This window comes from Bradyrhizobium sp. SK17, assembly GCF_002831585.1.
GTDB lineage: Bacteria > Pseudomonadota > Alphaproteobacteria > Rhizobiales > Xanthobacteraceae > Bradyrhizobium.
This window is the reverse complement of record NZ_CP025113.1, coordinates 4,609,232-4,631,694: the sequence shown is the minus strand read 5'-3', so window position 1 is coordinate 4,631,694 and position 22,463 is coordinate 4,609,232. Positions and strand designations below refer to the sequence as shown.

At 64.0% G+C, this 22,463-nt stretch carries 21 protein-coding genes and 1 tRNA gene; 14 read left to right on the top strand and 8 right to left on the bottom strand.

Annotation, left to right across the window (positions count from 1 at the left end):
- Positions 1–98 precede the first annotated feature (98 nt).
- The 3 genes from CWS35_RS21145 (at position 99) to CWS35_RS21135 (ending at position 6,521) form a co-directional block, all read left to right on the top strand.
- Entirely contained in the window at positions 99–1,322 is a 1,224-nt protein-coding gene (locus CWS35_RS21145) for an efflux RND transporter periplasmic adaptor subunit (RefSeq protein ID WP_100956562.1), read from the top strand.
- Positions 1,315–4,539: an efflux RND transporter permease subunit gene (locus CWS35_RS21140; protein WP_100953512.1), complete on the top strand. Its 3,225-nt coding sequence runs from the start codon at positions 1,315–1,317 to the stop codon at positions 4,537–4,539. Before CWS35_RS21145 ends, CWS35_RS21140 begins: the two co-directional genes overlap by 8 nt.
- A gap of 140 nt (positions 4,540–4,679) precedes the next feature.
- Complete coding sequence (locus tag CWS35_RS21135) at positions 4,680–6,521, top strand: alkaline phosphatase family protein (RefSeq protein ID WP_100953510.1); 1,842 nt, start codon at positions 4,680–4,682, stop codon at positions 6,519–6,521.
- A gap of 61 nt (positions 6,522–6,582) precedes the next feature.
- On the opposite strand, the gene CWS35_RS21130 is transcribed toward CWS35_RS21135, so the two are convergent.
- Positions 6,583–7,164, bottom strand: a complete 582-nt coding sequence (locus tag CWS35_RS21130; protein WP_100953508.1) for a hypothetical protein — start codon at positions 7,162–7,164, stop codon at positions 6,583–6,585.
- Positions 7,165–7,551: 387 nt separating this feature from the next.
- Between CWS35_RS21130 and CWS35_RS21125 the strand changes: the two genes are divergently transcribed.
- On the top strand, positions 7,552–8,211 hold the full coding sequence (locus tag CWS35_RS21125; protein ID WP_024578662.1) for a peroxiredoxin: 660 nt from the start codon (positions 7,552–7,554) through the stop codon (positions 8,209–8,211).
- A 21-nt stretch (positions 8,212–8,232) separates the two neighbouring features.
- On the top strand, positions 8,233–9,696 hold the full coding sequence (locus CWS35_RS21120) for a deoxyribodipyrimidine photo-lyase (protein ID WP_100953506.1): 1,464 nt from the start codon (positions 8,233–8,235) through the stop codon (positions 9,694–9,696).
- Here CWS35_RS21120 and CWS35_RS21115 read toward each other — a convergent pair.
- The gene (locus CWS35_RS21115) at positions 9,693–10,565 is read right to left on the bottom strand and encodes a DMT family transporter (RefSeq protein WP_024578660.1); all 873 of its coding nucleotides are present in this window, start codon (positions 10,563–10,565) and stop codon (positions 9,693–9,695) included. The genes CWS35_RS21120 and CWS35_RS21115 overlap by 4 nt on opposite strands.
- A gap of 490 nt (positions 10,566–11,055) precedes the next feature.
- Between CWS35_RS21115 and CWS35_RS21105 the strand changes: the two genes are divergently transcribed.
- Positions 11,056–11,883 (top strand): zinc/iron-chelating domain-containing protein, encoded by an 828-nt coding sequence (locus CWS35_RS21105; RefSeq protein WP_100953504.1) that lies wholly within the window; start codon positions 11,056–11,058, stop codon positions 11,881–11,883.
- Positions 11,884–11,938: 55 nt separating this feature from the next.
- Here the strand turns inward: CWS35_RS21105 and CWS35_RS21100 are convergent, their stop codons facing one another.
- Positions 11,939–13,123 (bottom strand): MFS transporter, encoded by a 1,185-nt coding sequence (locus tag CWS35_RS21100; RefSeq protein ID WP_100956560.1) that lies wholly within the window; start codon positions 13,121–13,123, stop codon positions 11,939–11,941.
- 154 nt (positions 13,124–13,277) lie between these two features.
- Between CWS35_RS21100 and CWS35_RS21095 the strand changes: the two genes are divergently transcribed.
- Positions 13,278–14,087, top strand: coding sequence for a helix-turn-helix domain-containing protein (locus CWS35_RS21095; protein WP_100953503.1), 810 nt, complete (start codon positions 13,278–13,280; stop codon positions 14,085–14,087).
- Positions 14,088–14,249: 162 nt separating this feature from the next.
- The gene (locus CWS35_RS40415; protein WP_256372064.1) at positions 14,250–14,378 is read left to right on the top strand and encodes a hypothetical protein; all 129 of its coding nucleotides are present in this window, start codon (positions 14,250–14,252) and stop codon (positions 14,376–14,378) included.
- Between the two features lie 54 nt (positions 14,379–14,432).
- Here CWS35_RS40415 and CWS35_RS40410 read toward each other — a convergent pair whose 3' ends face one another.
- Both CWS35_RS40410 and CWS35_RS21090 read right to left on the bottom strand, forming a co-directional pair.
- Positions 14,433–14,558 (bottom strand): hypothetical protein, encoded by a 126-nt coding sequence (locus CWS35_RS40410; protein WP_256387922.1) that lies wholly within the window; start codon positions 14,556–14,558, stop codon positions 14,433–14,435.
- Positions 14,559–14,731: 173 nt separating this feature from the next.
- The gene (locus CWS35_RS21090; protein WP_024578656.1) at positions 14,732–15,178 is read right to left on the bottom strand and encodes a hypothetical protein; all 447 of its coding nucleotides are present in this window, start codon (positions 15,176–15,178) and stop codon (positions 14,732–14,734) included.
- A gap of 224 nt (positions 15,179–15,402) precedes the next feature.
- Here CWS35_RS21090 and CWS35_RS21085 point away from each other — a divergent pair, with 224 nt between their 5' ends.
- Both CWS35_RS21085 and CWS35_RS21080 read left to right on the top strand, forming a co-directional pair.
- Entirely contained in the window at positions 15,403–15,690 is a 288-nt protein-coding gene (locus CWS35_RS21085; protein ID WP_024578655.1) for a hypothetical protein, read from the top strand.
- Between the two features lie 97 nt (positions 15,691–15,787).
- Positions 15,788–15,864 (top strand) — tRNA-Arg (locus CWS35_RS21080).
- A 282-nt stretch (positions 15,865–16,146) separates the two neighbouring features.
- Here the strand turns inward: CWS35_RS21080 and CWS35_RS21075 are convergent.
- Entirely contained in the window at positions 16,147–17,151 is a 1,005-nt protein-coding gene (locus tag CWS35_RS21075) for an AraC family transcriptional regulator ligand-binding domain-containing protein (protein WP_080891034.1), read from the bottom strand.
- Between the two features lie 156 nt (positions 17,152–17,307).
- Here CWS35_RS21075 and CWS35_RS21070 point away from each other — a divergent pair, with 156 nt between their 5' ends.
- The gene (locus tag CWS35_RS21070) at positions 17,308–18,453 is read left to right on the top strand and encodes an alkane 1-monooxygenase (protein ID WP_024578653.1); all 1,146 of its coding nucleotides are present in this window, start codon (positions 17,308–17,310) and stop codon (positions 18,451–18,453) included.
- Positions 18,454–18,471: 18 nt separating this feature from the next.
- On the opposite strand, the gene CWS35_RS21065 is transcribed toward CWS35_RS21070, so the two are convergent.
- Positions 18,472–18,843, bottom strand: a complete 372-nt coding sequence (locus CWS35_RS21065) for a hypothetical protein (RefSeq protein WP_024578652.1) — start codon at positions 18,841–18,843, stop codon at positions 18,472–18,474.
- A gap of 510 nt (positions 18,844–19,353) precedes the next feature.
- On the opposite strand from CWS35_RS21065, the gene CWS35_RS21060 reads away from it, so the two are divergent.
- The 3 genes from CWS35_RS21060 (at position 19,354) to CWS35_RS21050 (ending at position 21,911) form a co-directional block, all read left to right on the top strand.
- Positions 19,354–20,067 carry a hypothetical protein gene (locus CWS35_RS21060; protein WP_244442107.1) on the top strand — a complete coding sequence of 238 codons (714 nt, stop codon included), beginning with the start codon at positions 19,354–19,356 and terminating at the stop codon, positions 20,065–20,067.
- A gap of 11 nt (positions 20,068–20,078) precedes the next feature.
- Complete coding sequence (locus CWS35_RS21055; RefSeq protein ID WP_024578650.1) at positions 20,079–20,888, top strand: 2OG-Fe(II) oxygenase; 810 nt, start codon at positions 20,079–20,081, stop codon at positions 20,886–20,888.
- A gap of 345 nt (positions 20,889–21,233) precedes the next feature.
- Positions 21,234–21,911 carry an FkbM family methyltransferase gene (locus CWS35_RS21050; RefSeq protein ID WP_145987276.1) on the top strand — a complete coding sequence of 226 codons (678 nt, stop codon included), beginning with the start codon at positions 21,234–21,236 and terminating at the stop codon, positions 21,909–21,911.
- 232 nt (positions 21,912–22,143) lie between these two features.
- Here CWS35_RS21050 and CWS35_RS21045 read toward each other — a convergent pair whose 3' ends face one another.
- Positions 22,144–22,437 carry a hypothetical protein gene (locus tag CWS35_RS21045; RefSeq protein WP_024578648.1) on the bottom strand — a complete coding sequence of 98 codons (294 nt, stop codon included), beginning with the start codon at positions 22,435–22,437 and terminating at the stop codon, positions 22,144–22,146.
- Positions 22,438–22,463 lie beyond the last annotated feature (26 nt).

The window sequence follows — 22,463 nt, the reverse complement described above, 5'->3', positions numbered from 1 at the left end:
CGGTCGTGTGCCGCAGCCGTCAGGCCGCGCGCACCCTTTCGCACAGATCGATGTCGCGACAGCGCAGGGCCATCGGCATGCGCTGCGGAGAGGCGCATATGAAACGGGTTGTTCTATTCTTCGCCGGCGTAGCCGCCGGTATTGCACTTGTCGTCCTGGCTGCCGGATCGATCGGCTGGCCGGTTAAATTCCCGGCCGGGACGCAGGAGGCCGCAGCCACCGACGTGCCGAAAGCCGAGGCCAAGCATGAAGCGCCCGGCCATATCGAGCTGAGCGAAGACCAGATTCGCGAAGCCCGCATCACCCTGGCGCAGGCCAGCGGCGGCGTGCTGAAGCGGCATTTCCTGGCGCCGGGGTCGCTCATCCCCGACGCCGACCACATCGGCCGCGTCTCGGTGCGGGTGCTCGCGACGGTCACGGAACTGCGCAAGCGTCTCGGCGACGTCGTCGAGAAGGGCGAGATCGTCGCGGCGATCGAAAGCCGCGAGGTGGCCGACGCCAAGAGCGAATACCTCGCTGCACGGCTGACCAACGATCTGCAGCAGACCCTCTATGCCAGGCAGAAGACGCTGGTCGAGACCCGCATCGTGTCGGAAAACGAGTTCCTGCGCACCCGCCTGACCGCGAACGACGCCCAGATCAAGCTCGACGGCGCGCGGCAGAAGTTGTTTGCGCTCGGCCTGTCGGAGAGCGAGATCGCCGACCTGCCCAACCAGCCGCAGGAGAGCCTGCGAACCCAGTTCCTGCGTGCGCCGATCAGCGGCCGGATCTCGGAGCGGCGCGTCGATCTCGGCGGACTGATCGGACGCGAGGGGCAGGAAAGCGAGCTCTACGTCATCGTCAATCTCGATGACATCTGGGTCGAACTGGCCGTCTCGCCGGAAGACATCGGCGCGGTCCGCGAAGGCGTGTCGGTGAATATCCGTGCCATCGGCACCGAAGATCAGACCAGCGCGAACGTCATTTTCGTCAGCCCCCTGCTTGACCGCGAGACCCGCAACGCACGGGTGATCGCAACGCTGCCCAACAAGGACCACCGCTGGAAGCCGGGCACCTTCGTCACGGCGGAGGTCCCGCTCGCCGGAGCCCCGTCCGCCGTGATGGTCTCGAAGAAGGCCATTCAAACCGTCAAGGGCACACCGACCGTATTCGTCCGCGACGCCGACGGCTTCGAGGCGAGGTCGGTGCGAACCGGCCGCGAGGACGATGACGATATCGAGATCGTGACCGGTCTTGCCGCCGGCGAGACCATCGCGGTGCAGAACACCTTCACGCTGAAAGCGGAGGTCGAAAAGGACGAGGCGGAGCACGGCCATGATTGAGCGCATCATCGGTCTTGCGATCCAGCGGCGCTGGGTGGTCGTCGCCCTGGCGGCGGTCCTGATGTTTTTTGGTGGCTTCGCGTTGACGAAACTGCCGATCGACGCGGTGCCCGACATCACCAACAAGCAGGTGCAGATCAATACCGTGGCACCCGCGCTGTCGCCGGCGGAGATCGAGAAGCAGATCACCTTCCCGATCGAAACCGCACTGGCGGGCGCGCCGGGGCTGGAGAGCACGCGATCGCTGTCACGTAACGGCTTCTCGCAGATCACGGCGGTGTTCAGCGAAGCCACCGACATCTATTTCGCCCGCCAGCAGGTCGGCGAGCGCCTGACCGAGGTGCGCGCGCGCCTGCCGCAGGGCGTCGAGCCCCGGATCGGGCCGACCTCGACCGGCCTCGGCGAGATCTCCATGTGGACCGTCCATTATTCCGGCGAGAAGGCGCAGACTGACGGATCGCCAGGCTTGCAGAGCGACGGCCGCTTCCTGACGGCGGACGGCCAGGTGCTGCAAAGCGAGGTCGAGAAGGACGCCTATCTGCGCACGGTGCAGGACTGGATCATCAAGCCGCAGATCAAGATGGTGCCGGGTGTCGCCGGCGTCGATTCGATCGGCGGCTATCTCAAGCAGTACCAGGTCCATCCCGATGCGGCGAAGCTGATCGCGCTCGGCCTCACCTTTGCCGACGTCGCCAAGGCGATCGAAACCAACAATGTCAGCCGCGGCGCGCGCTACATCGAGCGCAATGGCGAAGGATTCGTGGTGCGGTCCGGCGGACGTCTTGAGACCATGGAGGAGCTCGGCGCCGTCGTCGTCACCACCCGAGGCGGCGTGCCGGTCCGGATCCGCGACCTCGCGACGCTCTCGATCGGTGGCGAGACGCGCACCGGCAGCGCCAGCGAGAACGGCCGCGAGGTCGTGGTCGGCACCGCCTTGATGCTGATCGGCGCCAACAGCCGCACCGTGTCGGCCGCGGTCGACGCCAAGTTGCGGGCGATCACGCCGTCCCTGCCGGCCGGCGTCAAGGTCGAGACGGTGCTGAACCGCACCCAGCTTGTCGATGCGACCATCGGCACGGTGGCGCGCAACCTCAGCGAAGGCGCCTTGCTGGTGATCGCGGTGCTGTTCGTGCTGCTCGGCAATTTCCGGGCTGCCTTGATCACCGCGCTGGTGATCCCGATCGCGATGCTGATGACGGCGATCGGCATGTGGCAGGGCCGTATCAGCGCCAATCTGATGAGCCTCGGCGCGCTGGATTTCGGCCTGATCGTCGACGGCGCGGTCATCATCACCGAGAACAGCCTGCGCCACCTCGCCGAGAAACAGCACGCGCTCGGCCGCGTGCTGACCCGCGACGAACGGCTGGAGACGGTGCGGGCCTCTGCCGTGGAAATGGTGCAGCCGAGCCTCTATGGCCAGGCCATCATCCTGCTGGTCTACGTGCCGCTCCTCACCTTCACCGGCGTCGAAGGCAAGATGTTCGAGCCGATGGCGCTGACCGTGATCCTCGCGCTCGCTGCCGCTTTCGTGCTGTCGCTGACGCTGGTGCCCGCACTGATCGCGATCTGCATCACCGGTCGTGTGCAGGAGAAGGAGAACTGGCTCGTCGCCGTCATGAAGCGGTGGTACAGCCCGCTGCTGCGGCGCGCGGTGGCGACGCCCGTGCCGGTCATCGCGGCGGCGGTCGTGCTGTTCGCCACCGCGCTGTTCGGGTTCTTCCGCCTCGGCCAGGAGTTCATTCCCTCGCTCGACGAGAAGAACATCGCCCTGCATGCGCTCAGGATTCCGAGCACGTCGCTGTCGCAGTCGCAGGCGATGCAGCTGTCGGTCGAGAGGACGGTCAGCCGCTTCCCCCAGGTGTCGTTCATCTTCTCCAAGACCGGCACCGCCGAGGTGGCGAGCGATCCGATGCCGCCGAACGCGTCCGACACTTTCATCATCCTCAAGCCGCGCGATCAGTGGCCTGATCCGTCGCTGACCAAGGAGCAGTTGATCGAGGACATCTCGAAGGCGGTCAACCAGCTGCCCGGCAACGTCTACGAATTCACCCAGCCGATCCAGATGCGCTTCAACGAACTGCTCGCCGGCGTTCGCGGCGACATCGCGGTCAAGGTGTTCGGCGACGAGTTCGAGCCGATGCAGAAGGCCGCCAACCAGATCGCCTCGGCGCTGCGCGGCGTGCCGGGCGCGACCGACGTCAAGGTCGAGCAGGCCGGCGGCCTGCCCGTGCTCGAGATCAAGGTCGACAAGGCGGCGATCGCCCGGCGCGGCCTCAGCGTCTCCGAGGTCCAGGACGTGATCGGTGCAGCGGTCGGCGGCCAGGATGCCGGTGTCGTGTATGAGGGCGACCGCAGTTTCGACATCGTGGTGCGATTGCCGGAGAGTGTGCGCTCCGATCTCGAAGCCTTGAGCAACCTGCCGGTGGCATTGCCGAAGGCGACGCCGAGTTCGCCGGTGCAGAGCCTGCCGCTCAACCGCGTCGCGCAGTTCTCCTTCACTGAAGGGCCGAACCAGATCAGCCGCGAGAATGGCAAGCGCCGTATCGTGGTGACCGCCAATGTCCGCGGCCGCGATCTCGGCTCGGTGGTCGAGGAGGCACAGAAGAAGGTCGGACAAGCGGTGCAGCTGCCGCCGGGTTACTGGATGACCTGGGGCGGCCAGTCCGAGAACCTTGCCGCTGCGCGGCAGCGGCTCGCCGTCGTGGTGCCGGCCTGCTTTGCAATGATCTTCCTGCTGCTGCTGGCAGCGATGGGATCGGCGCGCGACGCGCTCCTGGTGTTCAGTGCGGTGCCTCTGGCGTTGACCGGCGGCATCGCGGCGCTGTTGCTGCGCGGCATGCCGTTCTCGATCTCGGCGGCGGTCGGCTTCATCGCGCTGTCCGGCGTGGCCGTGCTGAACGGGCTAGTGATGCTGAGCTTCGTCCGCCAATTGCGCGAGCAAGGCGTGCCGATGCGCGAAGCGATCGAGCAAGGCGCCCTCACTCGCTTCCGACCCGTGGTGATGACGGCGCTGGTTGCTTCGCTCGGCTTCGTCCCGATGGCGTTCGCCACCGGCACCGGCGCCGAGGTGCAGAAGCCGCTCGCCACCGTGGTGATCGGCGGCCTGATCAGCGCCACCCTGCTGACACTTGCCGTGCTGCCCGCGCTCTATGCACGGTACGGGCATGCCGGCAGCGCTGCGCGCAATGGGACGACAGCGATTCAGCCTGCGGAATGACGGCGTGCCGACCGGCGGTCCGCAGAAAAAGACCGGCAGTTACAGCGCCGAACCGGCACTGTAACATTTCTGTCATATGACAAAACTAAACGAAGTCATGCGGCGGGCTGCCGCGGGGCTTCATCAGGGGGACGAAGAAGATGCGCCGTGCCATTACACTGCTTTCTGCGAGCATGATCGCGCTTTCAGCGGGCACCGCCTCGGCAGAGAACGCCAAGCCGCGCAACCTGATCCTGTTCGTCCCCGATGGCCTGCGCGGCGGCATCGTGACGCCGGAGACGGCGCCCGCGATGGCCGAGATTCGCGACAAGGGCGTCCACTTCAAGAACTCGCACTCGCTGTTCCCGACCTTCACGATGGCGAACAGCTCGGCGCTGTCGACCGGCCATTATCTCGGCGACACCGGCACCTTCTCCAACACGATCTTTACCGGCTACACCTCGGTGCCCGCTGGCGACACGGTTGTCCCCTTCATCGAGAACGATGCGGTGCTCGCCGACATCGATGACCATTTCAATGGCGACTACCTCAACGAGGAGACGCTGCTGAAGATGGCCCGCCGCGAGGGCTTCCGCACCGCCGCCATCGGCAAGGTCGGCCCGACGCTGCTGTTCGACCATACCGATCGCGGCAAGAACACGATCGTGGTCGACGATTCCACCGGCGGCAAGACCGGCGTTCCGCTCTCCGACGAGGTGAAGGAGGCGCTGACCAAGGCCGGCCTGCCGCTCGCGACCCCGAGCCGCGGCGACAATGCCAAGGCGGGCGACGCCAAGACGCCCGGCACCACGGTCGCCAACGTCGCGCAGCAGGCCTACATGGCCGATGTCGCGACCAAGGTCGTGCTGCCGATTTTCAAGGCGCGCAACAAGCCGTTCGTGCTGGTGTTCTGGTCGCGCGATCCGGACGGCAGCCAGCACAACACCGGCGACAGCCTCAACACTATCACCCCCGGCATCAACGGCCCGACCTCGATGGCCGGCATCAAGAATGCCGACAACAACCTCGCCCAGCTTCGCAAGGCGCTCGACGAGCTTGGGCTCTCGGCCAACACCAACATCATGGTGTCGTCCGACCACGGCTTCTCGACCATCTCGAAAGAGAGCAAGACCAGCCCTTCGGCCAAGATCGCTTACGACGACACGCCGAAGGACTTCCTGCCGATGGGCTTCCTGGCGATCGATCTCGCCAAGGCGCTGGACCTGCCGCTGTTCGACCCCAACGACAAGAATGCCAAGGTCGCCGACAACGCCCACCCGAAGGCCGGCAACGGCGTGCTCGGCCAGGATCCGGCCAAGCCCGACGTCGTGATCGCGACCAATGGCGGCTCGGACCTGATCTACCTGCCGAACCGCGACAAGAAGCTCGCCGACCGGGTCATCAAGGCGCTGCTCGATCAGGACTACGTCAGCGGCCTGTTCGTCGACGACAAGCTCGGCAACTTCCCCGGCACACTGCCGATGTCGAACCTCAACCTGAAGGGCAAGGCGGTGACGCCGAACCCGTCGATCGTGGTCAACTTCCGCTCCTGGTCGAGCGGCTGCGAGATCCCGACCAATTGCTCGGTCCAGATCGCCGACACCGTGCTGCGCCAGGGCCAGGGCATGCATGGCAGCTTCAGCCGCGGCGACACCTACAACTTCACCGCCGCGATCGGCCCCGACTTCAAGGCCGGCTATGTCGATCCGCTCCCGGTCAGCAACGCCGATGTCGGCATGACCGCGGCCCAGTTGCTCGGCCTGCACACCCCGAACAATGGCGGGCTGGTCGGCCGGGTGATGTCGGAGGCACTGCCGAACGGCATCGTGCCGAAGATGGCCGAAGGCACCCTGATGTCCAAGAAGGCTTCGGCCAACGGCCTGCGCACCGTGCTGAAATTCCAGCGCGTGCTCTCGACCCGCTATTTCGACGTCGCCGGGTTCCCGGGGCGGACACTCGGGCTCGAGGAGACCGCCGGCAAACAGAAAACGGCGGGGAAGTGATCCCCGCCGCTTTCGCTTGAAGCCTTTTCGTTCGGGACGATGCAGGCATCGTCCCGGGCGATCACATCATCCCGATGTCGAACACGTTGGGCAGCTGGGTCGCGAGCGGCAGTGCAGCCGCGCCGACCAGCGTCGCCACCATCGCCGCCAGCGCACGACCGGTGCGGCGCTGACCGCGCATCCGGGCGGCGATCCATTCCAGAACCTTGGTGTCCATCTTGGCGCCCTGCTTCGGCGCCCAGCGATCGATCTCGGTCTCGGGCGACAGCGCCACGGTGCGCGGCGGCACCGGCAGGCCGGACTCGGACGCTGCGTGATGGGCAATTGCCTTGGCGAGCAGATCGTCGAACCGGCCGCCATCGCTGCGCTCGGCCGCGGCCTCGTTGATCGCGAACAGCGCCTCGATCTCGGCCCGGCTCACCGGCTGATGCTCGACCGCTGCGGCCGTCAGGATGCGCGCGCACCAGGCAGCGTCATCGGCGTCGAGCGAGCGGGAGAAGTGGATGCGGCCCTTGGTGGTCGGGCCTTCGCCGGTGATCACGCCGTCGCGCACGATGGTCAGCGCATGGGCGGCGGTCTTGCGGCAGGATGGAGACAACGCACCGCTGAGAGCCTCAGCGGTCTTGGTACTTGGGGCAGACATTGTGGGAGCTTTCAATTCCTATCTCAGGCCAGCTTTTCCATGCCGGCGTAAACGAGTGGTTAATGATTCGAAACTTGCGTTCCGAGATTTTTAGATGGTTGCTATTTGGTCGCTTTGAAGGGTGTCACGGTTCAGTCCTATAGCAGCCGGGGCCGGCGTGATGACGGCGATAAGCGGCTTAATCTGGGCATTTCCAGGCTTTTGTTCCGCAAGAGATGTTTCGCCGCAGGGTTTTGGATCAAAACAAGTTGCTTGGAATTCCAGCCTCCAGGAGAAATTTCTCACCTTTTTTCAGAACCGGTTCACTTAGTCCTTGCCGCCTCCTATACTGACGTCGGCACCTCTAAATCAGATTCACCTGTAACTACAATTAGATGAGGTAAGATCATGGCACTTCAGATTGGCGCCACCGCCCCCGATTTCGAGGCCGAGACCACCGAAGGCAAGATCAAGTTCCACGACTGGATCGGCAGCAGCTGGGCGCTTTTGTTCTCCCATCCCAAGGACTTCACGCCGGTCTGCACCACCGAGCTCGGCACGCTCGCCCGCCTGAAGCCCGAGTTCGATCAGCGCGGCGTCAAGCTGATGGGCCTCTCGGTCGACCCGGTCGACCGTCACGCCAAATGGTCCGAGGACATCAAGGAAACCCAGGGCGCGGCGCCGAACTATCCGATGATCGGCGACATCGACTTCAACGTGTCGAAGCTCTACGACATGCTGCCGGCCGCAACCTCGGGCGATCCCCTCACCCGCACCGCGGCCGACAACCAGACCGTCCGCAACGTCTTCATCATCGGCCCCGACAAGAAGATCAAGTTGGTGCTGGTCTACCCGATGACCACGGGCCGGAACTTCCACGAAATCCTGCGCGTCATCGACTCGCTGCAACTCACCGCCAAGCATCGCGTCGCCACCCCGGCCGACTGGAAGCAGGGCGAAGACGTGATCATCGCGGGCTCGGTCACCAACGACGAGGCCAAGACGATCTATCCGCAGGGCTGGAAGGAACCGAAGCCCTACATCCGTATTGTGCCGCAGCCGAAGTAACGCGCGGGACGAAGGGGTCGAGTGGTAAAGATACAGCCCGCCATCGTCTGGTTCCGCGACGATCTGCGGCTGTCGGATCACCCGGGCCTTTACGAAGCAGCCAGCCGCGGCGCGCCCGTGGTGGGCGTCTATGTCCGCGACGAACAAAGCCGTGCCCTGAAACCACCGGCGTCGCGCCCCCTCGGGGGCGCGACGCGCTGGTGGCTGGCGCAGTCGCTCCGCGCGCTCCGCAGCAGTCTCGAGGCGATCGGCGGAACGCTGGTGTTGCGGACCGGACCGGCCGCCGCTGTGATCGCCACGCTGGCGCGCGAAATCAATGCCGGCACCGTGTTCTGGAACGGGATTGCGCAGGCACCGCATCAGGCGGTTGCCGCCGATGTTGAAGCCGCGCTCGCAAGGGACGGCGTGACCTCGGAAATTTTCTCCGGCGATCTCTTGGTCGAGCCCAGGGCGATCCGCAACAAGGAGAACCGCGGCCTGCGCGTGTTCACGCCATTCTGGCGGCGCGTGCAAGGTCTCGGCGATCCGCCGAAGCCGTTGCCAGCGCCGAAGCAGCTCGCATCCATCAGCGGCATCGCGAGCGAAGACCTCGACGACTGGAAGCTCGAGCCGACCTGGCCGGATTGGGCCGGCGGCCTGCGCGAGAGCTGGACGCCAGGCGAAGCCGGCGCACAGGCGCGGCTGAAGGCGTTCCTCGACGACGGCATCAAGGGCTACACCGACGACCGCGACCGGCCTGACCGCGACGGCACCTCGCGCCTATCGCCGCATCTGCGCTTCGGCGAGATCAGCCCGCGCCAGCTCTGGTACGCCGCGCGTTTCACGGCCGCCGAGCATCCGCGCCTCGCCGGCGACATCGACAAGTTCCTGAGCGAGCTCGGCTGGCGCGAATTCTGCCGCCACCTGCTGTTCGACATCCCCGACCTGGCCGAGCGTAATTTGCAGGAGCAGTTCGACGCCTTTCCCTGGAAACGTGACGCGCGCGCATTGAAGGCCTGGCAGCGTGGCCTGACCGGCTACCCGATCGTCGATGCCGGCATGCGCGAGCTCTGGCACACCGGCGTGATGCACAACCGGGTCCGGATGGTGGTCGCCTCGTTCCTGGTGAAGCATCTGCTGATCGACTGGCGCGCCGGCGAACAATGGTTCTGGGACACGTTGGTCGATGCCGATACCGGCTCCAATCCGGCGAACTGGCAATGGGTCGCCGGCTCCGGCGCCGACGCCGCGCCCTATTTCCGGGTCTTCAATCCGATCCTTCAGGGCGAAAAGTTCGATCCCGACGGCGGCTATGTCCGGCGCTGGGTGCCCGAGCTCGCGCAACTGCCCGACGACCTGATCCACCAGCCCTGGACGGCGACTCCGATCGAGCTCGCCAGCGCCGGCATCGAGCTCGGCAAGACCTATCCGCAGCCGATCGTCGACCACAAGCAGGGCCGCGAACGCGCGCTGGCGGCCTACGCGAAAATCCGCGGCAAGGACTAACTCCGGCGGTTGACCAGCAGCACCGCCGCGGCGCAGGCGGCCATGCCTGCGATCGCGACGGTGTCCAGCTTCTCGTCGAACAGAAGGTAGGCCATCAGCGCGGTCGTTGCCGGCACCAGATAGAACAGGCTCGCGACCGAGGTCGCGGCATGGTGACGGATCAGCCAGTACAGCAGCCCGATCGAGCCGATCGACAACGCGAACACCAGCCAGGCCAGCGCCAGCACGAACTCGCTGGTCCAGTGCACGACATTGGTCTCGAACAGATAGGCGCCGATGCCGAAGAAGATCGTGACCGCGATGTATTGCACCAGGTTGCCGGCACGCCAGTCGATCTGGTTGCAGTAGCGGCGCTGATAGAGCGTCCCGAGCGTGATGCTGACCAGCGAGACGCCGGAGGCAAGCCAGCCCCACCCCGCATCGCCCGTCATCGGCCGGTTGTGCAGGATCAAGACGACGCCGGCGAGCCCGAGCAGCAAGCCGCCCCATTGCAGCGGCGTGACGCGCTCGCCGAGCCAGCGATTGGCGATGGTCGAGGTCAGGATCGGCTGCAAGCCCGGGATCAACGCCGAGAGGCCGGCGGGAATCGAATGCGCGATCGCGATCGCGGTGCCGCCGAGATAGAAGCCGTGCACCAGGATGCCGGCGACCGCGCTGTGGAACACGCCGGTGCGGTCCGGCCATTTCGGCCGTGCCACCGCCGCGATGATCGCCATCACGACCACCACGAACGCCATCCGGATCGACAGATAGGTCAGCGGCTCGGCATTGTTGATGACATACTTGGTGCCGATGAATCCCGTGCTCCACAGCACGACAAAGATCGCCGGCGCCAGACGAGCGGCAGTTTCCTCGAAGCTCTTGTTCATTGCCGGTCGTCATTGCCTGAAGATGAGGCAGCCGGCAATCGCGAATTTCGCGAAGGCCACGCCGATGCCCCACGAACAGTGTCGTCCCGGCGAAGGCCTGGACCCATACGCCGCGACGGATGTTGTCGAAGGGACTCGCCATTCCGACATCACTCACCCATGACCGCCAGTGGTTATGGATCCCTGCTTTCGCCGGGATGAAACTGAGTGTGGGTCGGCAGTCAAATTGAATTCTGAAAAGACGAACCAGCGCGCGCAGCGATGCGTTCGTTCTCCGAACATCGCGTAGATCACGACGATGTGTCGTCAACGATGCCATGCAGCTTTGTCGGATGCGGCATCACGTCTGCGCCGATAGGCTGCGAGACAACTTCGCAGCCGTCGGTCGCGGCGCGTTCCGGTTCGCACCGGAAAATGCCGTCGCCGAATACCGGCGGCCAAAAACACTGCACAAGAAGAACCGGCCACGAGCCGGACAAGAAAAAGAAAAATGGACCAAGTGACATTGGTCGTCGTTCGCGCCGTCGAAGGCGGCGCGACGACGACAAAGGGCATCATCGGTGCAACCGGATTGTCCCGCCTTAAAGTCGAGCGTGCACTAGGCACGCTGGAGAAACAGAAGCTGCTGTTCCGCGAAAGCCAGGGCTCGTGGGCTCTCGGTATTCCGGTGAGACCGACGGTCCGGCAATGCGGATCGTGCACGCTCTGCTGCAAGGTGCTTGAGGTCACCGATCTCGGCAAACCGCTGAACACCGTCTGCAACCACATTCAGGCTGGCGGCGGATGCGAGATCTACAGCGAGCGCCCCCGGCAGTGCCGCTCATTCAGCTGCGCCTGGCTGCAAGGCCATCTCGACGACGACTGGTTTCCCGAAACCGCGGGCATGGTGGCGCATTTCGGGCTCGACTCCCTGAATGTGCAGGTCGATCTCGCGGCCGCCGAGCGCTGGCGCGAGGAACCCTGTTTCAGCAAGCTCTGCGAATTATCGCTCAAGGGGCTGAGGGTGAGCGAAGGTCACCCCTATGCCACCCTCGTCATGGTCGGCAACGACAAATATTTGCTGCTCGGGAGAACCATCGTGCCCGCCCCGACGCTGTTCGGCACCGCCTTCGTGCCGATCACCCACGATAGCTTCCGCTACTGGAAGGCAACATCGCTCGAGCATCTGCAACGGCTGAACGATCGCGTCATCGAGATCCAGCGCATCCGCCAGGAGTTCGGCTACTGCGCGATCCCTGACGATGACGATCCCTATCCGCCCTACCGGCCGTCGCTGCTGCAACAGCCGGAGCAGCCCGGCGCGGCAGGCGCGCCATGACCTCGCGGAGATTTACCCAGGCAGCCGCCACGCCAACCGCCGCACCGAACGAACCTCAGATCGTCGCCGCGCGTCCGGCGAAGCTGCCGAGCACCGCCATCAGCACGGTCGCGACCGCGCAACAGGCGAGTGCGAGCTCCCAGCCGCCGGTCGCATCATGGGCGAGGCCGGCGAGCGGCGGACCCGCGGCCGCCAGCGAATAGCCGAGGCACTGCGCCATGCCCGACAGCGCGGCAGCCTGATGGCTGTGCGCGGTTCGCAGGCTGACGAATGTCAGGCCGAGAATGAAGGCGGCTCCAGCCCCGAAGCCGAACAGCGCGACCCATAGCATCGCAAGCGACGGAAGCTGCCACAACCCGAGCAGTGCGATGCAGGTGGTCACCGAGACTGCGATCGCGAGCGCGCGCTGGTCTTTCATCCGCGCGACCATCGGACCCAGGATCAATCCCGGCACCGCGGTCGCCAATTGCGACACGCCGTGCAGCGAGCCTGCCATCGCCGCCGGATAACCTGCCTGCACGAGAATGCCGGGCAGCCATCCGACGATGATGTAGAACACCAGTGAGGTCAGGCCGAGAAAGCCCGTCACCTGCCAGGCGAGCGCCGAGTGCCAGATGGGTCCGCCACGCGGCAGCGAAGCAAGCTCGCCGGCGGGCACCGAGGCCTGTCGAAGCTGGGGAATCCACACCATCAGCGCGGTCAATGGAAAGACCAGCGTGCTGGCAGCCGAGAATTGCCAGCTCGAGCCGGGCAATTCGGCGAACGGAATCGCCGCAACGGATGCGAGCGCCTGGGCCAATCCTGATGTGATCGCGTAGGCGCCGGTCAGGCTGGCGATGCGGGTCGGGAAGTCCCGTTTCAGCAGGCTCGGAAGCAGGACATTCGCAATGGCAATTCCGGCCCCCAGCGTGCCGGTCCCGAGGAACAGCGCCCAGACCGGCCCGGTCGAACGCAGCGCGATCCCGGCCGCAATGATCAGCAGCGCGCCGAACAGCGACCGCTCCATACCGTATCGGCGCCCCAGGATGGCCGCGACCGGCGACATCGCCGCGAACGCCAGCAGGGGCAGCGTGGTGAGGATCCCTGCCTCGGCTGCGCTGATGCCGCTGCTCTCGCGGATCAAGCCGAGCATGGGCGCGACACCCGTGATCGGAGCGCGGATCGCCGAGGCAATCAGCAGGATTCCGCCGAGCAACAGCCCCTGCCCGCCCAGCACGCGCATCGGCGTTATCATCGTCATCGCATGCTCCTGGAGGCCCTTTGCCCGGAATTGGCGTCTCGCCGCATTCGCTTCGTGCGAAAACGCACCGGCCATTCACGGCCGCGAAACTATCGACTCGGTGCCCGCAAGAATTTATATATCTGCTCTATCGATCGCTAAATTCGGTCACAGAATGGGCTTCCAGCTTCGCTATCCCTGGCCGGACCTCGATCCCGATGACGTGGCAGCCCCGGCCATCGCGGTCCGCCTCGACATCACCGAGAACAGGGCCGAGGCGGCCGAACACGCCCACCGGAAGGGTCAGTTGGTCTTTGCACTCGGCGGCGGCGTGATGTGCCGCGTTCCTGACGGGCTGTGGATGGTGCCGCCGCATTGCGGCGTCTGGCTCCCCGGCGGTACGCGCCATACCAATATCGCGACCGCCAACGCGCGGATCCTGTTTGTCTTCGTCGAACCCGGCGCGGCCGAATTGCCCGACCGCTGCTGCACCTTGTCGATCTCACCACTGCTGCGCGAGCTCATCATCGCGCTTTCGGATCACATGCTGCCGGATCACGGCAATGCGCCTCTCGTCGCGCAATTGCTGCTGAGCGAGTTGCCGCGCATGCCGATCCAGCGGCTGCATCTGCCGATCTCGACCGAACCGCGCGTGCAGCGGATCGCAGCGGCGCTCGCCGACGATCCGTCCGATCGCAGCACGATGGCCGAATGGGCCGACCGAATGGCGCTCAGCGAGAGCAGCCTCGCGCGTCTGATCCTGCGGGAAACCGGCCTGACATTCGGACGCTGGCGCCAGCAATTGCATCTGATCGTGGCCTTGCGCGAGCTTTCGGCCGGCGCGAGCGTCCAGCAGGTCTCGACCGAACTCGGCTATGAATCGGTCACCGCGTTCATCACGATGTTCAAGAAGGCGCTCGGCAAGCCGCCGGCGAAATATCTCAGCGACATCGTGCAAGGCGGCAGCCCGGCTTTCGCAGCCTGATCAGCGCGGCGCCGGCAGGACGGCATTCCAAGGGCGCTGGGCGGCCGGCGCTCGCAGATGCGTGATCCAGCGTGACCGGATTTTGCCTTCATTTGGGCATCGATCCGGAACAGGCTCTCTCCGAGACATGTCAAAGGCTGCCGCCGCAGGGGGTGTCTGCAATTGACCGATCGATCCCGCGCCGCACAAGACATCGACTTGCGGAATTTCGTCCGGGTCATCTCGGCCTGCACCCTCGGGCTTTGGGCATTCGCGGCCGGCCTGTTGATCGGGGTGTTCTGGTTCTCCTGAGTGGTCGGTGCCTGACGATTGTCAGCGCCTCAAGCCGCCGACGTACCGCGCGCCCTACCCGCCGCTGAGATGGTGAGCAGCCGCGAACAGCGCGAGCCCGGTCAGTACCAGCGCCGACGCCACACCCGCGAGGCTGCGTGCAAGTTCAGCTTTCGAAAGATTGGTTCTGGTCGCCATCATGGCCTCCCGATCCTGCAAGCCGCGACGCCGCCTTGGCGGCCGGGCTAGCGCATGGGGATATTCGCATCATCACGATGAACACATCATGAGCAGCCAACCGACGAAGCGGTCCCCGGTTCCAAATAAAACCGGCCGGCAAAGGATGGCTTCGGACGAAACGCAGCGCCAGCGCCCTACCACTCTTCCGGGCAGGGATCGACGATCTTCCAGAGATCGACCCCGTTCTTGATCTTCTTCATCTCGGTGGTGAGCCCGCCATTGCGGCGGATCCAGTCCTTCACCGTATCGGGGTAATAGGACATCAGGTCGGAGGTGCCCTCGAGGCTGGTGACCTTGATGCCGAAGGTGAAGGCCTTGTCGTAATAGGCCTGGTGGAAGCCGATGCTGGCCTTCGGCGTGACGCAAATCTTGTTCAGCGGCACGATGCCGAACACCAACGTACAGGCCGAATTGCAGATGCCGTCGATGACGACGCGCTCGCGGCGGTCGCGGATCTGCTTGTACTTGGCCTTGTACTCCTCGACATAACCGCCATGGTCGCGCGTGATGTGCAGCACCGCCCGCGCCGGCGTCGCAGCCAGAACCGACAGCAGCAGGGCGACAAGGGGCGTGATGCGCATGGAATGTTCGAAACCGAGGAAAAGGCCGGGTCCGGGCGGACCTGACCGCAGGACTCTGGCCGGACTGTGTTGGCAATCCGTTAAGCATCCGCAAGAAGGCAAAATTTGGCGCGCTGTGACTGATTTCCCGCAGCTTTCCGGCCGGTTTCCGGGTTAAATGTGCCGTAATGAGGATTCTGGAGTGGCCCGGGATGCCGCTCCAGCGTGAATGCCGGAGGCCGCCAATGACCAAGACCAAGCTGTACGCCGCCCTTGCCGTGACCGTGTCGTTGGCCGCTTCGGCCCTCACCCCGGCGGCCGCGGCCGACCTCACCGCCTATCCCCACCACCGGCATCACCACCGCCACCATGCCTATTGGGGCCTGCCCTACCACATCAGCTATCTGCACAATTACGGCCCGGGTCCGACCGCCGGCAGCTTCGCCTATTACGACGGCCCGGCGACCAACAAATGCTACCAGAGTTCGGCCACCTATATCGGCCAGGACCGCCGCCGGCATCCCTGCTTCTGAGGAGTTGCGCGGGCTAGCGCCAATGGCTGGGTCCCGACGGTAGACCCTGCCGAGGTTGCTGGCCCTGCCCGCCCAAGTCTGATAATCGACCCGCAACGCGCTCGTAGCTCAGCTGGATAGAGCATCGGATTTCGATTCCGAGGGTCGGGAGTTCGAATCTCTCCGAGCGCGCCATTGTTCAGACGCCACGGTCGCAGCTGGTGCCGAGAGCCGCGAAACCATTTTCCTCGGCCGGCGAAACCGGGCGGAAACAATTGGCCGGTACGCTCCCCCGAATAATCAAAGAAATTGTGGGGAAGTGTCATGATGGAAGCGACCATTGTCGCGCTGCTGCTGCTCAGCGCCGCGATATTTTTTGCCCACGCCTACGACGCCTTGCACACGCATTGACGGGATCGACATCGTCCGGTCGGCGAGCCTCTGGGCTCGCCCGGGCTGCGAACCGGACTGCTATGCTCACGCGGCCTTCTCCCCGAACCACCGCCGGCACGCCCGACTGAAACTCGTCGCATCGGTGTAGCCGAGCGCCGCCGCCATCTCCTCGCGCGACCGCGTACCGTCCGCGAGCATCGCCCGCGCCCGCTCGCGCAGCACGCTGTCGAGCAGCGGGCGGAACGCGCCGCCGGCTTCCGCCAGCCGCCGCACCAGGGTGCGCTGCGAGGTGCCGATCAAGCGCGCCGCCTCCTCTTCGCCGAGGCGATGCGGCAGGCGCGATGCGATCAGGTTCTCGACGATCCGCGTCAGCGCCTCGGCATCCGAACGCGGCTTCTCGATCGCCTCGAGCGCTTCGATCGCTTTGGCGTGCAATTCCGGATCGGCAAACGGCGATGGCCGCGCGCAGAGCTGCTTCGGCACATCGAAGCGGAAAGCGCCGGCGCTGAACTTCACCGCGCAGGAAAAATGCGGCGCCAAACGCTCCGCGCCCGCGGGCGGAGCCCAGGGAAATTCCAGCGTCGCCTGCCCGATCGCGTCCTCGAGCAATTCGACATAGACCGCGTGCACGTTGAGGCTCACCGCCAGCGCCACGGCGCGCCAGAGCGCGTCGTCCATCGCGACGGCAGGGGAGATCTCGATCTGGATCGAGCGCACGGTCTTGCGCAGCCGGTTGCGAACGAATGGCGCGCGGGTCGATCCGAAACGCGCGCCGGTATTGAGCGCATCCGCGATGGTCGGCGCCGTCCTGGTCGCCACATCGAGCGCGCCCTGCAACGATGTCGACCACACCGCCGCGGCCGACAGCGGCCACAGTTCGCCATGCGCCCGGGTGATGTTGGCGGCCAGCATCACCAGCGACGACACCGGCATGTGCGCGCCGGGCTGGTCGAGCGCATCCTGCTGAATAGCCGTGCCCTTCAGCAGCGCTTCACGCTCGTTCCGTGTCTTGCCGAAGGTTCGCACCAGCGCTCGCGCATAGGCCGCGGACACCGGCGTCCGAAGGGCATCGGTCTCCGATCTCTGCATGTGTCGGCCCCTCCCTCGCACACGTCCGGCTGAGCGGTTGTGGCGCAAAATGCCACAAAATTGGCCTGTTGGGAACTGGCGGCACCGGGCCACCTCGCAGCATGCTCCACACAACAATGGCGAATGCCGACCCGAAGAGATGCCGGAGGGAATGCGATGATCTTCACGGGCACCAATGCCGCTGGCGAAACCGTCACCTACCGTGACGGCAAGCGCTATCTGTGGATGCTGTCGTTCATTCCGCCGCTGATCCCGCTGTTGTCGTACTGGCTGTACCTGCGGACGCACAATCCGCTGGTGACGCTGATCCCCTTCGCCTTCATCTTCATCCTGATCCCGCTGCTCGACGTCGCGTTCGGCGAGGACACCCACAATCCGCCGGCCGAAGTGGTGGCCGCGATGGAGGCCGATCCATACTATCTGCGGCTGGCGCGCTTCAGCGTGGCGTTCCCCTGGATCAACTACATCGCGTTGATCGCCTTCTTCGGCACCCAGGAGCTGCCTTGGTGGTCCTACATCGCACTGCTGCTCGGCGTCGGCACCATCAACGGCGGCACATTGCTGATCGGGCACGAGCTCGGCCACAAGTCGGACCGGCTCAACATCCTGTTCGGCACCCTCGCCAATTGCGCGGTGGGTTACGCCCATTTCCGCATCGAGCATAATCGCGGCCACCACACCTGGGTCGCAACGCCAGAGGATCCGGCCAGCGCACGGTTCGGGGAATCGATCTACGCGTTTGCGCTGCGCGAGTTGCCGGGCGCGTTCAAGCGCGGCTGGCGCAACGAAGCCGAACGGCTGACCCGGCGCGGCGAGCCGGTCTGGTCGGTCAATAACGAAATCCTGCAGGGCTTCGCGCTCACGCTCGTGGTGGCGGCCGGGTTGATCGCGCTGTTCGGCTGGAAGGTCGCGCCGTTCATCGTCGCGCATCATTTCCTCGGCTGGTATGCGCTGACCCAGGCCAACTATGTCGAGCACTACGGCCTGCTGCGCGAGAAACTGCCGAACGGCCGCTACCAGGCGGTCGAGCCGCGGCACTCCTGGAACACCAACCACATCGTCTCGAACCTGATGACGCTGCATTTGCAGCGGCACTCCGACCACCACGCCAACCCGATGCGTCCCTACCAGTCGCTGCGCGATTTCGACGACATCCCGCGGCTGCCGAACGGTTACACCGGCATGTTCGGGCTCGCCGCGATCCCGCCGCTCTGGTTCCGGGTGATGGACCCGAAGGCGCTGGCCTGGGCCGGTGGCGACAAAAGCAAGCTGAACCTCGGCGATCGGGCGGCGGCTTCCTGATCAAGTCCGACCTGAGGTTCAGCTGCTGGGAATCTTCCGCCGCACCGCCTCGACGCCGGCGTCGGTGACGCGATATCGCCGCCCCAGCTCCGGGACGATCCAGCCCTTCTCGATCATTCCGGCAATAGTGCTGGGGCCGACACCCGCGGGAAACGATCGGCGATTCCGGATCGCATCGATCGCGACTCGCTCGAGATGGGTGGCGACGTGCGACGGGCGGGCGCGAAACGCCTTGGCGATCAGCAGGACCGACAGGACCTCGGCGCGGCGGCGCACTGCAGACGCGCTGCGGGTCAGCTCGTTGCTGATCTCGAGCGCATTCTTGCCGGCCTTCGCGAGCTCTCTGAGCTTGTCGTCCTCGTCAGAGCTCCAGCGCCGCACGATTCCCATCTGCCCCTCACCGCCTGGATACCCACCTCGAACCGATGGATACGCAGGCGGCGCCGATTTGCCATGTGACTTTCGGCACCTCTTGCGGTGATGTCGGCGCAGTCGCCGTCACGAGGGCGATGGCGGTGCCGGGCGCTTCGCTCAGTGCTTGCTCGGCTCGAGCGCGATCAGCACGCCGGTCGGCTCGGGCGACATCGGTCTCCCTTCGAAACCGGGAACAAATCGCGGGACGCGATAAAGAGTGACGACTCCAGACTTCACGCGCCAAACCCTGAGCCCGCCGTAGTTAACTATCGCCTGTCAAGGGGCTAGGCGGGCACAGCAACGTGGAGTATTTTTCAAGCTAATTTGGATCGTGGATTTTTTGTAATGGTAGATTCGCTCCCACTGCGTCTCAAGCGGAAGCTTTGGACACATTTCCTCGGAGTCGATAGCTGGGTGGGCCGGACTGGCGACTTCAGGACTCGCGAGCGCCATGGACTAGTTAGCCGCCCTTATTATGTCTACGGCATGCTGCGCGCAGCCGATCATGCAAGATACGTCGGCGCAAGTTCCGTCACCGTGGTCGAGTTCGGCGTCGCCAGCGGCCGTGGACTGCTCAACATGATCGACTGTGCGGAACTGATAACCGCCGAAACAGGCGTCGCGTTCCGGATTGTCGGCTTCGATACAGGGGCAGGCTTGCCGTCGATCGACAGCTACAAGGACCACCCGGAAATATGGAATCCCGGCGATTTTGCCATGGAAGATCGGACATCGCTCGAGAAGAAGATCGGCGGTCGTGCCGAGATCATATGGGGGAATATCGACCAGACGATCGATGGCTTCACCGGAACTCTGGGGCCGCAATCCCCTCTGGGCTTCATCGCAATCGACGTCGATATCTATAGCGCCTCGAAATCAGCGCTCCGATGCCTGACCGGAGATCCAGAGAAATACCTTCCCGCGATGAGCATGTATTTCGACGACGTCAGCTTCTTCTTTGCAAACAAATGGTGCGGCGAGCTCGCGGCAATTGAGGAATTCAATGCCGAGCATGCGATGCGAAAGATCGATCGCGATAGAAGCCTGCCAGGGTTAAGGCCGAAAGCTGCGGCTGCGTGGTATCAGGCAATGTACGTTGGACACGTTCTCGACCACCCTGCCCGCCAGTCGCCGGCCAACAGAAAAGGGCTCACGATTAAAGAACACGCAGCTTTCATGTCAGCGAGCGCTTTGAGCTGAGGAGATACGTTGTGAACAATCCATTTGGACGGTTCGACCGCGAGAAGCTTCGGGAGCAGTTTACGACAGCAAAGCCTGTCCCACATATCGTGATCGATGACTTTATTCCCGCCGACGACGCCAGGGCCGTTGTCGCGGCTTATCCCGATTTCGGATCAGCGCTAGAACTCGGTAAGACCTTCAAAACGGTCAATGAGCGCAAGAAGGTCCAAGTCTCCGACTATAGAAAGTTTACCGGCGCCGTCAGCACCTTGAATACGGCCCTTGCATCATCAGAGTTTCTCGCCGATCTCTCCTATATTACAAACATGCCAAATCTCCTTGCTGACGAGCAGTTGCTCGGCGGCGGCATCCACATCACAGGCCCGGGGGGCAGGCTGGACGTTCATGTTGACTTCAACTTCATCGAGGATAGACAGCTTCACCGGCGATTGAATCTCCTGCTTTATCTCAATGAGCCGTGGCAAAAGGCTTGGGGCGGCCAATTCCAGTTGTGGGACGCTGACGTAGAGCACTGCGAAGCGACATTCGACCCAATATTCAACCGCTGCGTAATCTTTGAAACCAACGAGGTCAGCTACCACGGGGTGATCCCGGTCTCTCCCTCCGCGCCCGCTCCGCGACGATCTTTTGCAACTTACTACTACACCAAGGAGGCCCCGGCACATTGGACTGGTGCTAGCCACAGCACCATCTTCAGAGCCCGACCGGAAGAGAGAATGAAGGGCTTGGTGCTAATGCCGGCAGAGATCGTGAAGAACAACATTGCGGCCGGCGTACGACGTGCAAAGCGTGGCATTAGGAAGCTACTAAAGTCCTGAGGACCAAACGGATTCCGCGTCAGTTTTTCGATATGCTGACGATCGTCAGCGGTATCGGACCGGGTCTTTCGGACGCAGCATTGAAGGTAGTCAGCAAGATACGAAACGAGCAGCTCCCCTCGTAAGCTAGGAGAGCGGCACCTCCTTGTTCGCAATCAGATCGGCAAGTAAATTCCAGTGTCTACACCGAAGAACCAGATTGGCGTCCTCCGCGCGATTGATCTCCTCTTGCGTCATTTGCTCCGGAGGCTTCCCCCGACGTCAGCCGTCGAACATGTTGCTCTCTGGTGGGGCTATCGGTTCCAGCCGTCTCCCTCGATCGTCAAGCTCCGATCGGGTGCGCTGGTGAAAACGACGCACGTGGATCATCTGCAACTACTTCTCTACTACCTCGGAATCTTTGAACCCTCGTGCGTACAGGCTATGAAGAGCCATCTGCGCCCCGGCAGCACGCTTCTCGACGTCGGCGCAAACATCGGGCTCTTCAGTATTGAAGGAGCAACCGCTGTCGGTTCGTCGGGGAACGTCATAGCGATCGAGGCCGCTCCACCGCACGCACAGACGATCCGCGATGCTGCGGCGCTCAACCGTTTGCAGAACATCGAGGTGGTTCCCGCAGCGGTTGGAAGCAGTGAGGGCGCCGCTATCTTGACCCTTCCCGAGAAGGGCAACTATGGCATGTACACTCTCGGTTCTGTTGCAGGAGAGCGGAGCTTTCAGGTTCCGGTCCGCAGAATCGACGATATTGTCGCCGGGCGTCGCGTCGATTTTATCAAGATAGACATCGAAGGGTCGGAGTATCAGGCTCTCCTAGGCGCGGTTCAAACGTTGAAATCGACACCTCCTCTCCTGATCGAACTCAACGAGGCTGCGCTGGTCGGCTGTGGCAGTTCTGCACGTCAAGTCAAGCAGTTGCTCTTCTCATATGGATATCAAGGGCACGTTCTCGGTAGTGCGAAACAAATCACATTAGACGATCTTCATGTTTGCGATGAATGTCTCTTTCTGCCAACGATTGGATGAAGCGCCTGGGATGTCCAGGCGGATTTCTTGATAGCAGTATCGCGCGATAGAGGATCAAGAGGCGGTCGAACGCAGCTCGGCCTTCTCGGCACGATCCGTCTGCCCCTCACCGCCTGGATACCCACCTCGAACCGATGGATACGCAGGCGGCGCCGATTTGCCGTGTGACTTTCTTGCGGTGATGTCGGCGCAGTCGCCGTCACGAGGGCGATGGCGGTGCCGGGCGCTTCGCTCAGTGCTTGCTCGGCTCGAGCGCGATCAGCACGCCGGTCGGCTCGGGCTCGTGCGGCCGAAGCGAGGTCAACTCCGGATCGCTCCACTCGGCAAGACTCACCACCTCACCGGTCTGCCCCGGCATGTCGGAGGACTGGGCGGGTTCGAGGACCTTGAGTCCGCTGGTGTCGACAAAGAATGTGTGTTCGCCGAACACGCTGTTCAATTGCGGCACGGCCGGATGATCGTCCGGAAGCACCTGGGCATTGAGTTGCGTCATGGTCTGTTTGACTTGAGTCGAATTCAGCTTCATCCGCTGCTCCTTCGTGTTGGTTCCGG

Coding starts and splice junctions, on each gene's coding strand:
- CWS35_RS21145 (WP_100956562.1), top strand. CDS start 99: ATGAAACGGGTTGTTCTATTCTTCGCCGGCGTAGCCGCCGGTATTGCA.
- CWS35_RS21140 (WP_100953512.1), top strand. CDS start 1,315: ATGATTGAGCGCATCATCGGTCTTGCGATCCAGCGGCGCTGGGTGGTC.
- CWS35_RS21135 (WP_100953510.1), top strand. CDS start 4,680: ATGCGCCGTGCCATTACACTGCTTTCTGCGAGCATGATCGCGCTTTCA.
- CWS35_RS21130 (WP_100953508.1), bottom strand. CDS start 7,164: ATGTCTGCCCCAAGTACCAAGACCGCTGAGGCTCTCAGCGGTGCGTTG.
- CWS35_RS21125 (WP_024578662.1), top strand. CDS start 7,552: ATGGCACTTCAGATTGGCGCCACCGCCCCCGATTTCGAGGCCGAGACC.
- CWS35_RS21115 (WP_024578660.1), bottom strand. CDS start 10,565: ATGAACAAGAGCTTCGAGGAAACTGCCGCTCGTCTGGCGCCGGCGATC.
- CWS35_RS21105 (WP_100953504.1), top strand. CDS start 11,056: ATGGACCAAGTGACATTGGTCGTCGTTCGCGCCGTCGAAGGCGGCGCG.
- CWS35_RS21100 (WP_100956560.1), bottom strand. CDS start 13,123: ATGACGATGATAACGCCGATGCGCGTGCTGGGCGGGCAGGGGCTGTTG.
- CWS35_RS21095 (WP_100953503.1), top strand. CDS start 13,278: ATGGGCTTCCAGCTTCGCTATCCCTGGCCGGACCTCGATCCCGATGAC.
- CWS35_RS40410 (WP_256387922.1), bottom strand. CDS start 14,558: ATGATGGCGACCAGAACCAATCTTTCGAAAGCTGAACTTGCACGCAGC.
- CWS35_RS21090 (WP_024578656.1), bottom strand. CDS start 15,178: ATGCGCATCACGCCCCTTGTCGCCCTGCTGCTGTCGGTTCTGGCTGCG.
- CWS35_RS21085 (WP_024578655.1), top strand. CDS start 15,403: ATGACCAAGACCAAGCTGTACGCCGCCCTTGCCGTGACCGTGTCGTTG.
- CWS35_RS21075 (WP_080891034.1), bottom strand. CDS start 17,151: ATGCAGAGATCGGAGACCGATGCCCTTCGGACGCCGGTGTCCGCGGCC.
- CWS35_RS21070 (WP_024578653.1), top strand. CDS start 17,308: ATGATCTTCACGGGCACCAATGCCGCTGGCGAAACCGTCACCTACCGT.
- CWS35_RS21065 (WP_024578652.1), bottom strand. CDS start 18,843: ATGGGAATCGTGCGGCGCTGGAGCTCTGACGAGGACGACAAGCTCAGA.
- CWS35_RS21060 (WP_244442107.1), top strand. CDS start 19,354: ATGCTGCGCGCAGCCGATCATGCAAGATACGTCGGCGCAAGTTCCGTC.
- CWS35_RS21045 (WP_024578648.1), bottom strand. CDS start 22,437: ATGAAGCTGAATTCGACTCAAGTCAAACAGACCATGACGCAACTCAAT.